Source organism: Parashewanella tropica, from assembly GCF_004358445.1.
Classification (GTDB): domain Bacteria; phylum Pseudomonadota; class Gammaproteobacteria; order Enterobacterales; family Shewanellaceae; genus Parashewanella; species Parashewanella tropica.
In genome coordinates this window covers 1,074,370-1,088,033 of the sequence record NZ_CP037951.1, presented here as the reverse complement: position 1 = coordinate 1,088,033, position 13,664 = coordinate 1,074,370, and the positions used below count along the sequence as shown (strand labels likewise).

The window sequence follows — 13,664 nt, the reverse complement described above, 5'->3', positions numbered from 1 at the left end:
AGGGGACGAAAAGTCCCCTAAAGCACATAACTTAAAAAGCGAATTAAGGACGATACACCTTGACGTTTTTATAGCCTTGTTCAAGTAAATAAAGAGCTTGAAGCTTACTCATCACACCACGGTCACAGTACAGCAAGTAGCTATGACTCTGATCTAAATCGGCAAATTGAGTACCCAGCTTATAGAATGGAATGTGTTTTACTTCTACGCCTTCAATGTCTAAAGGCTTCTGCTCTTCTTCCTCTGGCGAGCGAATATCAATGACGATTTCTTGCCCTTGAAGATCAGCCACAACTTCAGTTTCGGTCACTTGCTGATCCATTTCTTCAGCGATGTCACGAATGTCCATCACTACCGCTTTCGCCACAGTTTCTTCTACCAACTGCTCGGTGAACTTCGCTTCTTCTTCTTCAATTTTTGAAAGCACAGCTTTAACCGTTGGCTTTTGCGAAATCACACCACAGTATTCAGGGATAGACTTAGCAAAGTCTTCGGTACCAATTTCACGGCTTTCATCAATGATGTCTTGCTTATCCATGGTGATCAGTGGACGTAAAATCAATAAATCTGTTGAACGGTCAATCACGTTCAAGTTAGTTAGAGTTTGGCTTGATACCTGCCCTAAACTTTCACCTGTAACCAATGCTTGGATCTTCATGCGATCAGCAACTTTAGCTGCACAACGCATCATCATACGCTTAAGTACTACGCCCATTTGACCGTTATCGATTTTTTCTAAAATCTCGGTTACCACTTCTTCAAATGGAATGGTAATAAATTTAACGCGATGAGATTCACCGTAAGTTTTCCACAGATGATACGCCACTTGCTTAACACCGATTTCGTGTTGAGCACCACCAAGGTTAAAGAAACAGTAGTGAGTACGAGCACCTTTTTTAATGAATTGGAAGCTAGAAACACCTGAGTCAAAACCACCAGAAATTAGCGACAATACATCTTCTTGGGTCGCCATCGGGAATCCACCGAGACCTGGAATACGGTTAACTACCATAAACAGCTTTTCTTGTTCGATTTCAAGGTTTACCGTGATTTCTGGATTTTTCAGTTTTACGCCTTTGGCGTCAGTAAACTGATTTAAACCACCACCGACATAGCGCTCAACTTCATTAGAGTTAAAATCGTGCTTACCAGTGCGCTTTACACGAACACAAAAAGTTTTGCCTGCTAACTGTTCTTTATAAACTGGTAACACTTGCTGATAGATGTGATCGACCGATTCAAAGGTAAACTCTTCAACTTGCAGGGTATGAGCAATGCCAGGAATACAGCTTAATCGCTCAATGACCGATTCTGTGATACTTGATTCATCAGGGCATGAAACTACAATGCGATCCCACTGACGTTGCACCCGCACACCATCATCCACTCGTTTTAGGACGTTACGCATGTTCGACTCAAGCATCTTAGTGAAACGCAGTCTCACCGAGCGGCTTTTCATCATAATTTCAGGGTACAACTTAACTATAAACTTCATCAGGGTTCCGCAAACTTCAATAGGTCAAAAATGAGTGGCGGGATTATATACTCAAACCTGATTAATACCAATTCGGATAGCTTTGAGCTGCTCACACTTCATGATGAATTAACCATAATTAATCACGCTGAACCTAGTTCATTGTTACTATTCCGACAGCGCTGATAAAAAACAACAATACAAACTGATACTTTTATTTTGGGAAATGGTAATTCAATAAGTGCTGCCCCATATCATTATGAATAGGAGTAAAACGGTGGAATTAACACTTGATGGAGTAATCAACACCCAGATAAAGGCAAAAGATTATGATCCTGCTGAAGAATTCGGAACCTTGGAAATAGCAGGCAGCCAATATTCGGTAATAAAGGTAGAAGGAAAATATCAAGCCTCGTTATTAGTTGGTTACGGCGGCCCTGATTGTTTACAAATCATACAAACCATTGAACACTTTTTAAATAACAAATACGGAGCACAACCAGCCTGATAAGCGTTCAACTTTCGCAAAACCTTCACACTGCGACTAACTCAAAGATTTTAGGAATCCCAGCTTTTCTCTTCACCTAAACTCCTGTAAGGTACTGCACCTTTTTCAACAGCATCAGGTAGGCATAAACAATGTTTGTAGGTTTTGATTACGGCAGCGCAAATTGTTCCATTGGTTATATGGAAAACGACACGGTAAAAATGATGCCATTAACGGACAATGGCAACTACATCATGTCGACCCTTTATGCCATGGACAGAGAACTGATTTCAGAAGCCGTATATCGAAACTTACCCGATGATCAAAAAGCGGATTATGCCAAGCTTCGGGCATCGCAATTACGACGCGCTAAAGCCGCTCGCCATGAATTAGATTTAGAACCAAACGAGCAAGCGGTTTTTATTGGTGAGGCAGCATTTAATCACTATTTAGATATGCCTGAAGAAGGCTTTTATGTTCGTTCGCCTAAATCTTTTTTGGGTGCAAAAGGTCTGCGCCCAGATCAAATCGCACTGTTTGAAGATATCGTTACCGTAATGATGCAGCGAGTAAAGCAGCAAGCAGAGAAAAAGCTAAAAGCAACCATTACTCATGCTGTGATTGGTAGACCCGTTAATTTTCAAGCCATTGGCGGTGAAGAAAGCAACTTGCAAGCCGAAGCTATTTTGAGTATTGCAGCAAAGCGTGCGGGGTTTGAAGCGGTGGAATTCTTATTTGAACCCATTGCCGCCGGTATGGATTTTGAAGCCAGTTTAGACTGTGAAAAGTCTGTATTAGTCGTTGATGTTGGCGGTGGTACAACTGACTGCTCATTGATAAAAATGAGCCCTGAGCGCTTAATGGAGACCAACCGTAACAGCGATTGTTTAGGACATAGCGGTCAACGTATCGGCGGAAACGACATTGATATTTCGTTGGCTATGCAAGGACTTATGCCTGAGTTCGGATCAGAATCCTTATTAAACAATAGCCGTAAAATTCCACAACAACCGTTTTGGAATGCAGTAGCGATTAACGATATAAGCGCACAACGAGAATTTGCAGCATTAAGTTGTAAAACTTTACTTGCTGATTTAATGAAAGATACCGATTCACCCGAGAAGCTTTCGCGTCTGCAATATGTTCAAGAACACAGGTTAAGTTACCAAATCGTAAAGTGCGCTGAGTCAGCGAAAATTAGTCTATCAGACAGGGACAATCACTCTGTTGAGTTGGGTTTTATCGAACAAAAATTAAATGTGGACTTAAGCCTAGCCACTTTTGTTCAAGCTATTGAATCACCGATAAGCAAAATCGAAAACCTCATGAGGTTAGCTGTCGAAAAAGCACAATGTGAGCCTGATATCATTTATGTCACTGGTGGTACAGCAAGAAGTCCTGCGATTCATGATCGCATCAAACAGGTGTATCCGAACATTGAAATCATCGTTGGTGATCACTTTGGCTCAGTTACCGCAGGTTTGGCCCGCTGGGCACAAAGGGTGTTTTGATTAATGCACCTAAGGAGAACTAGTGCGAACGGCAACGGAAGCGCACATCCATGTGCTCACGACCGTGACATCCTGTCACAGACGGTTGCCTTTCCACACTAGTCCTCCTCTGTATATTTGGATTTTATTAAGCCTTAACCTTTACTCGATTTCGGTTATCTCGACTTTGCTTGATTAACTCATCACCCACTTGAACCGAATGACAACCTTTTTGCATCGCTTTGGCCAAACGATCATAAAGCAATACATTCACCGAAGCCGCTAAGTTCATGCACCCGACAGTAGGGACATAAACCACGCTGTCGGCGCTATCAATCAACTCTTGGTCAATGGTGCCGTCTTCTGGGCCAAAGATATAGAGCGCATTCTCAGGATGCTCAAATTCAGGTAATGGCGTTGCTCCCACGACTAAATCTACACACACAATGTGATGGTCATTAGAAACTGCTGTTAATAAGTCATCAACACGCTTTAAAGGGATTATTTGAGCAACACTTTTAGTATCAACCTTAGGCTTTTGGGTTTGAAAAGCAGCAGCTCTGTCGTAACGGGTACCAGTATAGAAAACGTTATCCACTTGATAACAACCACAGGCTCGCATCACCGCATCAACATTAATGGGCGTTTTGGGGTTTTGAAGCCCAATGGCAACATGAGTTGTTTTCATCAAATACTTCTCTTCAAACTTAGGGCCTGTTGATCTTTTGTGCTTATTTTTGCAGCGATAAATTGGTTATCTTATGCAAGGCAGAGTTTGTGAAGTGTAGTTACTCTACATAAACAAACGATAACGCAGCAGAAGTGGCCAATTTACGCTGTCTTCGATGCTTTTGAGCACTTCCTGTTCTGTGTTGTGACCAGCTTACTTAGATTACTAAGCTTCACTGCTCACGCCTTGAACAGAAAAGCGCTCAAACAGCACAAAATTTAAGCCTGAAAGATCAACGATGAGATGGTCTCCTCCTCTTATCGGCATCACAATGTGCCAGACTTGGAAATAGATTATTCAAGTTAACAGAGTGAGGAGACCACTATGAAGATTACTACAGTAGGCCTGGATTTAGCAAAAAACGTAAGCCACTTTGTTGGTTGTAATCAAGCTGGAAAAATCGTTAAAAAGAAAATGCTTAGTAGGAAAGACATTTTGCCTTTCTTTGCTCAGTTACCCAAATGTTTAGTGGGGTTAGAATCTTGTGCCAGTGCTCATTATTGGGCAAGAGAGATTGAGAAGCTTGGACATATCGTCAAGCAAATCGCACCTCAATTTGTAAAAGCTTATGTTCGTGGCAATAAGAATGATTACAACGATGCTTTAGCCATAGCTGAGGCTGTTGTGCGACCAGAGATGCGATTTATTCGAACTAAAACTCGCACTCAACAAGATATTCAAGCACTTCATGTTATGCGAAAAAAATGTGAACGTGATAGAACAGCGAATACCAATGAAATTAGAGGATTACTCATGGAATACGGCATTGTTATTCCACAAGGTATTCATAACGTTTATAAGAGGTTACCAGAGCTGTTCGATGCAAATGTAGAAAACGGACTCAGCAACTTATTCAAAGAATTACTAAAACAGCATTATAAAAAATTGGAACAGCTACAAGAGCATTTGGATGTTTACACTCAAAAAATCAAAGAGCTTAGCAAAGTAGAAGCCTGTGTAAAATTACAGAGCATTCCAGGTATAGGGCCAATTACAGCTAGTGCGTTTTATCAACATGTGGGTAACGGTAGTGAATTTAAAAATGGGCGCTGCGTCTCAGCTTCACTAGGTTTGGTTCCAAAGCAACATAGTTCTGGTGGCAAAGATAAGCTTCTTGGGATAAGTAAACGGGGTGATGGTTATTTACGAACCTTGTTAATACACGGAGCGAGAGCCGTGATAAGAGCCAATGTGGGTAAAGAGACCAAGTTGGCTCAATGGATAAAGAAATTAGAAAGCACTCGCGGCCGAAATAAAGCTGCTGTTGCGTTAGCGAATAAGATGGCTCGTGTGGGTTGGGCTTTAATGATAAATGACAGTAGTTATCAGGCCGATTACGCAGCCTGATAACAAGAAACAATATTAACTATAATCATTCCAAAGGATTGCTCAATAAAAAGTAACCGATGACAAACAGGTAAGACCGACATATCGAAAACCTGATAGGGCTGATGAGTTCATAACTCGTGTCAACGATAAGGACGATATGTGCGAAGTTCATCAAGGCTCGAAACCCAAGTGTTTCAACAGAGAAGTCGGATATACGAACGCAAACCTATCCCTGTCAAAAACTATTTTTTATGTTGCAATATTGGAGGAGACCATATACAGGCCCTAGACAAAAAAAGAGGACTTACTTTTCAGTAAATCCTCACGAATATTTTAACTAATTTTCAGTTATTGCCCAACTTTAATCTCGTCAGACTCCATCGCCTTGCCTTGTTCAATCGCAATCTCAACACGACGGTTTTTAGCTCTATTTGCCGCTGAAGTATTTGGAAATAGCGGTTTTGTCGATGCCATACCAACAACTTTTAAACGAGACTCATCAAAGCCTTTCGCTTTGATCATTTCATGAGCGACAGAAAGCGCTCGCTTGCTGGATAACTCCCAATTTGAACGATAAAGCTCATTACTGATTTTTGTATCATCAGTATGCCCAGAAACCGTAATAATACCTGGGATATCTTTCAGCACTTTACCAACTTTGCGCACGATAGGTCTAAATCTAGGCTGTAAAAAGCCTGAGCCAGACGCAAAAGAGCCCTTCTCACGAATACGGATAATAATCTGCTGACCCAGCGATTCGACCTCTAAAGCACCATCTTGAATTTGTTGTTCAAGCTGCTGAGCGATTTTCTTCACTTGCTCGTTGATCTGATCTTGCTGGGCTTGAGCTTCTTGAGAATGTTTAGCTACTTCTACTTCTTGAGAAGTAGCAATGGAGTCACCACCACGTTTCTCCCCCTGCTGCTCTTGAACGCCACCCGCACTGTCTGCATCACCCGGTTGGAACTTCAGGGTTTGCTGAGTCATATCATCGGTTTTTTGATTAATGGTATCGATAGGTGTTGGCTCAGGGCGCCCCGGACGGAACTCTAAAGCAATGACAGAAGTCCCCTTAGGGATGTCTTTTACATTCACTTGGTTTTGCACACCAAAAGCAAACTTCATTGAGCCCGCAAGCTGTTTAAACTTGAGGACATCCATTTCAGAAAATGCCAGCAACAAAACGAAAAAGCACATAAGCAGTGACATTAAGTCAGCAAATGTGGCCAGCCACATTGGCGCTCCGGGAGGTGGGCAGTCACACTTTTTCTTCGCCATCGGTTACTCACCCTCGGCGCTGGCTTCGCCACGTTTTTTCTCTGACAAATAGCTTTTTAAGAAGCTTTCAATCACTCGCGGGTTTTGACCGTCTTGAATGGCTAATACGGCATCCATGATCAAATTGCGATTGAGCATTTCTTCTTCCATTCGCAGCGACAGTTTATCGGCAATAGGCAGTGCAACCATGTTGGCAATCATCGCACCATAAAGAGTGGTCAGTAGCGCAACCGCCATCGACGGCCCAATCGTTTTAGGGTCGTCCATCGCCTGTAGCATGGCTACCAGACCAATCAGTGTCCCGATCATCCCCATCGCAGGTGCTACATCACCCATTGCCTTAAAAATACCAACACCAATTTTGTGACGTTCAGCTGTTAAATCGATTTCTTTTTCTAATGCAGCTCTCACCATTTCACCATCATGCCCATCCACCAGCATATCGATGCCTTTTTGCATGAAGCTATTTGAAATTTGGGCTTCTTCAAGTGCTAGAAAACCGCCTTTACGCGCAGCGTCGGCCATTGAAGTACATTGCTCAATCAGCTCATCAGGTTTATCTAACTTGAACATAAAGGCTTTGATTGCCACTTTAACGGCACCAAAAAATTGCCCTAAGTTGTACTTCATCATTACAACAAACAACGAACCACCAATAACAATAAGAAGTGACGGCACGTTGATGAAAACACCAATACCACCACTGGTCACCATCGACGCTATTACGAAGCCAAAAGCTCCAAGAATCCCAATCAGCGTTGCTAAATCCAAAACCGTCCCTCAATAATTTGTCGCGCCATAAAAACTCGGCTTAGTTTATCTGATGCCAGTGATGAAGTCGTGGCTTCCCAGCTCAACATTTAACCAGTCAGATTACATTTCGCTCACATATTTATCGGTCATGCTTTCTGAAGGTTTAGAAAAAATTACTATTCGTAGCCATAACTGAGCAATTATTCCACGCGGAAATTTGACCCTCACCGCCTGCTGATATACCTTGTGACAGTTTCTAGGGCTGCGAAGGGAGCGGACACTGTGGCAAAAAAATCATCAGACTTAACATTTGAACAATCGTTAAGTTCATTGGAAAAAATTGTACTTGAGCTCGAGAAGGGTGATATCCCTTTGGATGATGCCTTAAAACAATTTGAACAAGGTATTGCCCTTGTTCGCCAAAGCCAGCAAAAGCTTGAACAAGCTCAACAGAAGATCTCAATACTGCTTGATGATAACGGCCAAGAAACACTCGCTCCTTTTGATAATGAAGGTGATAAATAGTGACTCAATCCGTTTTATCTGATGCTCTTTCTCAATACCAAAACCGTATTAATCACTATTTACAACAACAACTTGAACACTTACCCGAACATGCTATTGGCCTAAAAAAAGCCATGCAACATGGTGCGCTATTGGGTGGCAAACGTATTCGCCCCTTTCTTGTCTACAGTGTTGGAGACATGCTTGGCGTACCTTTAGAAAAATTAGATGTTTGTGCCGCCGCCATTGAATGTATTCATGCTTATTCGTTGATCCATGACGATTTGCCTGCCATGGATGATGACGAATTACGTCGTGGTCAACCCACCGTTCACATCGCCTATGATGAAGCTACCGCCATTCTCGCGGGTGACGCGCTGCAAACATTAGCCTTTGAGATTTTATCTGGTAAAACTGAGTTTTCGGCAACTCAACAGCTTGCGATGATCCAAGCCTTGGCTAAGGCCGCTGGATACCTTGGTATGTGTGGTGGACAAGCGATTGATTTAGCGTCTACTGATAAGCAGATTGATTTAGAGCGATTAACACAGCTACATGCTTTAAAGACTGGCGCTTTAATTTCTTGCTCTGTTGAATTAGCTCTGATTGCTGCAGATGCGACAAACGCTGATAGAAGGTCATTGGTGAAATACGCTCAATCACTGGGGTTAGCCTTTCAAGTTCAAGATGACATCTTAGATATTACCTCTTCTACAGAAGAGCTAGGTAAACCACAAGGTTCGGACGAAGAATCCAATAAAAGTACCTTCCCACAATTACTTGGTTTGCAGGGCGCGCAACAAACTGCAGCACAATTAATTGAGGATGCACTATCAGCCTTGGCTAAATTACCCTACAATACGCAGTTAATCGAACAATTCGCCCAGTATATCGTGGCACGTCGAGTATAAGATTTCAGTAAAGTATGGATATTTCACAATTTCCGGTACTGGCAAAAGCTAATACCCCTGAAGAACTCAGGCTACTCCCTAAAAGCCAGCTTTCTCAATTGGCTAATGAATTAAGAGAGTTCTTACTTAAGTCTGTTGGTAAATCCAGCGGACATTTTGCTTCTGGCCTTGGCACCGTTGAACTGACGGTGGCACTTCATTATGTCTATAACACGCCCTATGATCGTTTGGTGTGGGACGTTGGTCATCAAGCTTACCCACATAAAATTCTAACCGGTCGTCGCGACCGTATGCATACCATTCGTCAAAAAGACGGTTTGCATCCTTTCCCATACCGTGAAGAAAGTGAATTTGATACATTTAGTGTCGGTCACTCCAGTACTTCTATCAGTGCTGCATTAGGTATGGCAATTGCAGCTGATAGAGAACAATCTGGCCGAAAAATCGTATCTGTAATCGGCGATGGTGCAATTACAGGTGGTATGGCTTTTGAAGCTTTGAATCATGCTGGAGCATTGCACAATGACATGTTAGTCATTTTAAATGACAATGAGATGTCAATTTCTGAAAATGTTGGTGCGCTAAATAACCACCTGGCCCAAATCATGTCGGGACGTTTCTACAGTAGCATTCGCGAAGGCGGCAAAAAAGTGCTGAAAGACATGCCGATGGTGAAAGAAATGGTGCGACGCACCGAAGAGCACCTTAAAGGCATGGTGGTTCCAGGGACTTTATTTGAGGAACTGGGCTTTAACTACATTGGCCCAATTGATGGCCATGATGTTAATGCCTTAGTTGAAACACTTGCCAACATGCGTCAGCTTAAAGGCCCTCAGTTCTTGCATATTATGACTAAAAAAGGTCGTGGATATGCCCCAGCGGAGAAAGATCCTATCGGCTGGCATGCGGTGCCAAAATTCGATCCCAGTGAATTTAAAAAACCTGCAAGCAAACCTAGTAACCCAAGCTTCTCTCAGGTATTTGGTAAGTGGATATGTGATGTAGCCGCTAAAGATGAGAAAGTACTTGGTATTACCCCTGCTATGCGTGAAGGTTCAGGCATGGTTGAGTTTTCACAACGATTCCCTAAGCAGTATTTTGATGCCGCGATAGCTGAGCAGCATGCTGTCACTCTAGGTGCAGGCTTTGCAGTAGAAGGCTTTAAACCTGTCGTTGCGATTTACTCTACGTTTTTACAACGTGGCTATGATCAGCTTATTCACGATGTTGCTTTACAAAAACTTCCGGTGTTATTTGCAATTGACCGTGGTGGTATTGTTGGTGCTGATGGCCCGACTCACCAAGGTGCATTTGACTTAAGCTACCTACGCTGTATCCCTAATATGGTGATCATGGCGCCTGCTGACGAAAACGAATGTCGTCAGATGTTGTACACTGGTTATCGCTATAATGATGGACCAACGGCTGTACGTTACCCTCGTGGTAGCGCAACGGGCGCACAGCAAATCGAAGAAATGACGGCGCTAGAAATTGGCAAAGGCCGCATGATGCGTCAAGGTAAAAACATTGCCATATTAAACTTTGGTACTCGATTATCTTGCGCTTTATCAGCTGCTGAAGTATTAGACGCCACTGTAGCAGATATGCGTTTTGTCAAACCGCTTGATGAAGATTTGTTAAAAGATTTAGCGGCCTCTCACGATGTGATTGTCACACTAGAAGAAAACGCCGTTATTGGTGGAGCTGGCTCTGGTGTGGTTGAATTCTTCGCTAAGCAAAAAATACTCAAGCCTACATTGCAGCTTGGATTACCTGATGAATTCATCAAACAAGGCACTCAGAACGAAGTTGCTGCTGAACTGAATATTGATGAAGAAGGTATCATTAAACAAATCAATGAATTTCTAAAATAGGGGCTTTTTCAGCCCCTTTTTCTTTTTTGACTCATTATCAGCCATTTTAATTAATCATAATTAACCAAACACACTTCAAAATAAATCCAGACTATTAGATAGTCGCACCTAGTGATTAATCAGTACTCATTTTTAACTATGTCAGCTTCAGCTCCACCTGAATTCAACCTTCAGTATGTGATCACAAACAACTACGCTTTCATCAACTGTAGCGATTTGACTCAAATAGCTCATCAGGACGGAAAGTCTGTAACCTTCACTGCTAATGGATTAACTCAAACCTATAATGTGTCGTCCAGTCAATTAGATCATTGTTACTTTGATTGGAAAATTAAGCCGCAAGGTTTTCTTAAATTTTTCATCGATAAAAAACATAAGCCTTTAGTTGAGTTTGTAAAAAGGCGACTTTTCTACAGTGTTAATCTCATACTTTTGATCAAAGATAAAAAAATAAATGATGTTTTTGGTATGTTCAGTGTTGGTGCGAATCTAGATGCATTTTATGTTTGCGCTCCTTATGAAACCCCATTATACGCAGCTGTGGACTACCAAAATGAAGAGGTCGCATCAAGACTCCTCAAAGAAGGAGCTTCCCCTAACACTGAGGCGATGAAAGGAGGATTAACACCACTTCATATCGCAGCTTATAAAGGCAACAAGAATATAGTGAGGTTACTCCTCGCATATCACGCCAATCATTCAGCTTTAGACCTCGATGGAAAGCCTCCACGCATGGTTGCAAAACACCAAGGTCATCATGAAATTGTTGCAATGCTAGAGGCTAAACTAGAAGAAGACCCAAAGATTGTCGTTGGAACTTGGGCACCAAAGCAAGATAAAACTGAAAGCTGGGCAGTAATCCCAGATCCAAAAAAAGAAGAAGACTTAAGTCAACTATTGCAAGAATGTGACTCAAGCACTGAAGAAATACCCGTTCACACCAAATCAGAAAATCCCCAAAAACCTGAAGATAGCCCTCTCGAAGCACACACTTTGACTATAAGTGAAACAAACCAGAACAGTGAAGAACCTTTCGACAATCCTCTCTATCAAGAGGATGAAGTCGCTGAAGAAACTTCAGGACTATAAATCACAAAACGGCGATATGAAATCGCCGTTATAGGAAAAATCAAATTAACCTTGAGACACCATCACCATTGCAGGGCGTAATAGACGGTCGTTCAGCATATAACCTTTTTGCATTACAGCCATTACCGTATTGGCAGGGTGTTCTTCACTTGGCTGCATACCAATCGCTTGATGCTGATCTGGATTGAAAATTTCACCAGTAGGATCAACGACTTTAACGCCAAATTTCTCAACCGCACTGACTAAGGTTTTGCGCGTTAAATTAACTCCTTCGTGTAATGCTTTCATTGGTCCTTCTTCATCTTCGATGTTTAAGCCAGCAACAGCGTGGTCCATATTATCCATTACAGGAAGCAATTCATTTACAAATTTTTCTAGCGCAAATTTACGCGCTTTTTCTACATCCATTGCCGCTCGACGACGAATATTTTCAGTTTCGGCAGCAGCACGTACTACCGAGTCTTTTTGATCATCCACTTTAGCCGTTGCAGCAGCAAGAGCCTGCTCTAACTCTTCGATACGAAAATTAGCTTGAGTGAGTTCATCCACTAGCTCAGGAGACTCTACGGCTTCGGCTTCAGTTGTAACCGCTTCATCCAATTGTTCTTCTTGTACCTTTTCTGCTTTCTTACTCATCTTAACTCCAGCTAAACATGCTATCTTTCTACCACTGCGATGGATTATCTCTCTTTCCATCAGAAAATGGTATTTTATCCACTATGCGCTTATTATGGGGATGATTTTTAACGTTTCAACCCTAAACTGTGCACTCTTTTAGTCTCGCAGTACTAAACTAATTTAAATCTCGATAAAGAAACTTTATTTCGAATTATGACAGCAAAATTTACCACTATTGGTCTTATTGGCAAACCACAACACTCTGGTGCGAATAGTACCCTTACCGCCCTTAATCAATGGTTAAAAAAGCGTGGCTTAAAAGTGCTTATTGAAGCAAGAGTGGCGAAAGATCTGGGTGGCGATATCGAGGCCGCAGAGCTCATCGAAATAGGAAAGCAATGCGATTTAGCTATTGTCGTGGGTGGTGATGGCAATATGTTAGGCGCTGCAAGAGTTTTATCTCGTTTTGACATTGGCGTTATCGGAGTCAACAGAGGTAATTTGGGGTTCTTAACGGATTTAGATCCAGACGACTTTGAAACAACTTTGACTTCTGTTCTTGATGGTGAATTTGAAATCGAGCAACGCTTTTTATTAGAAGCAGAAGTTCATCGTCATGGAAAGTTAAAAGCGAATAACAGTGCAGTTAATGAAGCTGTACTTCACCCTAACCAAGTGGCGCACATGATTGAGTTTGAAGTCTACATTGATGATAAATTCATGTATAGCCAACGTGCCGACGGCATGATCATTTCAACTCCCACAGGCTCAACGGCCTATTCGCTATCGGCTGGCGGCGCAATTTTAACGCCAAATTTAGACGCGCTTATTTTAGTCCCCATGTTTCCGCATACTATGTCATGCCGACCTATTGTTATTGATGCCAACAGCACAATTAAGCTGTTGGTGTCACCTGAACATGACGATAATTTTGAAGTAAGCTGCGACGGCCATGTGCATTTATCAGTATTACCAGGTGATGAAATTATTATTCGTCGCAGCCCTGAACAATTAACACTTATCCACCCTAAAGGTCATAACTATTTTCACGTGCTACGTAATAAGCTAGGCTGGGGTAGCAAACTTTTTTAAGATGTCACAGTTTTAATCCTCAAACTTGTCCAAAG

The 13,664-nt window shown here is 42.1% G+C and carries 13 protein-coding genes; 8 read left to right on the top strand and 5 right to left on the bottom strand.

Going from position 1 to position 13,664, the window contains the following annotated elements; all coding sequences use genetic code 11:
* Positions 1–43 precede the first annotated feature (43 nt).
* Complete coding sequence (gene thiI / locus E2H97_RS04505; RefSeq protein WP_133406030.1) at positions 44–1,495, bottom strand: tRNA uracil 4-sulfurtransferase ThiI; 1,452 nt, start codon at positions 1,493–1,495, stop codon at positions 44–46.
* 256 nt (positions 1,496–1,751) lie between these two features.
* On the opposite strand from thiI, the gene E2H97_RS04500 reads away from it, so the two are divergent.
* On the top strand, positions 1,752–1,982 hold the full coding sequence (locus E2H97_RS04500; RefSeq protein WP_133406029.1) for a hypothetical protein: 231 nt from the start codon (positions 1,752–1,754) through the stop codon (positions 1,980–1,982).
* Between the two features lie 131 nt (positions 1,983–2,113).
* Positions 2,114–3,472 (top strand): molecular chaperone, encoded by a 1,359-nt coding sequence (gene yegD / locus E2H97_RS04495; protein ID WP_133406028.1) that lies wholly within the window; start codon positions 2,114–2,116, stop codon positions 3,470–3,472.
* Between the two features lie 127 nt (positions 3,473–3,599).
* On the opposite strand, the gene E2H97_RS04490 is transcribed toward yegD, so the two are convergent.
* Positions 3,600–4,139 (bottom strand): RNA methyltransferase, encoded by a 540-nt coding sequence (locus E2H97_RS04490; RefSeq protein ID WP_133406027.1) that lies wholly within the window; start codon positions 4,137–4,139, stop codon positions 3,600–3,602.
* 366 nt (positions 4,140–4,505) lie between these two features.
* On the opposite strand from E2H97_RS04490, the gene E2H97_RS04485 reads away from it, so the two are divergent.
* A complete protein-coding gene (locus tag E2H97_RS04485) occupies positions 4,506–5,528 on the top strand; it encodes an IS110 family RNA-guided transposase (protein ID WP_133405709.1) in 1,023 nt (340 codons plus the stop codon).
* Between the two features lie 330 nt (positions 5,529–5,858).
* Here the strand turns inward: E2H97_RS04485 and E2H97_RS04480 are convergent, their stop codons facing one another.
* Both E2H97_RS04480 and pomA read right to left on the bottom strand, forming a co-directional pair.
* Positions 5,859–6,788, bottom strand: a complete 930-nt coding sequence (locus E2H97_RS04480; RefSeq protein WP_133406026.1) for a flagellar motor protein MotB — start codon at positions 6,786–6,788, stop codon at positions 5,859–5,861.
* A 3-nt stretch (positions 6,789–6,791) separates the two neighbouring features.
* A complete protein-coding gene (gene pomA / locus E2H97_RS04475) occupies positions 6,792–7,559 on the bottom strand; it encodes a flagellar motor protein PomA (protein ID WP_133406025.1) in 768 nt (255 codons plus the stop codon).
* 264 nt (positions 7,560–7,823) lie between these two features.
* Between pomA and xseB the strand changes: the two genes are divergently transcribed.
* The 4 genes from xseB (at position 7,824) to E2H97_RS04455 (ending at position 11,919) form a co-directional block, all read left to right on the top strand.
* Positions 7,824–8,066: an exodeoxyribonuclease VII small subunit gene (gene xseB / locus E2H97_RS04470; RefSeq protein ID WP_133406024.1), complete on the top strand. Its 243-nt coding sequence runs from the start codon at positions 7,824–7,826 to the stop codon at positions 8,064–8,066.
* Positions 8,066–8,956 carry a (2E,6E)-farnesyl diphosphate synthase gene (gene ispA / locus E2H97_RS04465; RefSeq protein ID WP_133406023.1) on the top strand — a complete coding sequence of 297 codons (891 nt, stop codon included), beginning with the start codon at positions 8,066–8,068 and terminating at the stop codon, positions 8,954–8,956. The genes xseB and ispA overlap by 1 nt, the downstream gene beginning before the upstream one ends.
* Positions 8,957–8,970: 14 nt before the next feature.
* Positions 8,971–10,830, top strand: a complete 1,860-nt coding sequence (gene dxs, locus E2H97_RS04460) for a 1-deoxy-D-xylulose-5-phosphate synthase (RefSeq protein WP_133406022.1) — start codon at positions 8,971–8,973, stop codon at positions 10,828–10,830.
* Between the two features lie 138 nt (positions 10,831–10,968).
* On the top strand, positions 10,969–11,919 hold the full coding sequence (locus E2H97_RS04455; protein ID WP_133406021.1) for an ankyrin repeat domain-containing protein: 951 nt from the start codon (positions 10,969–10,971) through the stop codon (positions 11,917–11,919).
* Between the two features lie 45 nt (positions 11,920–11,964).
* Here E2H97_RS04455 and grpE read toward each other — a convergent pair whose 3' ends face one another.
* Positions 11,965–12,555: a nucleotide exchange factor GrpE gene (gene grpE / locus E2H97_RS04450; protein ID WP_133406020.1), complete on the bottom strand. Its 591-nt coding sequence runs from the start codon at positions 12,553–12,555 to the stop codon at positions 11,965–11,967.
* 195 nt (positions 12,556–12,750) lie between these two features.
* Here grpE and nadK point away from each other — a divergent pair, with 195 nt between their 5' ends.
* Complete coding sequence (nadK, locus tag E2H97_RS04445) at positions 12,751–13,629, top strand: NAD(+) kinase (protein ID WP_133406019.1); 879 nt, start codon at positions 12,751–12,753, stop codon at positions 13,627–13,629.
* Positions 13,630–13,664 lie beyond the last annotated feature (35 nt).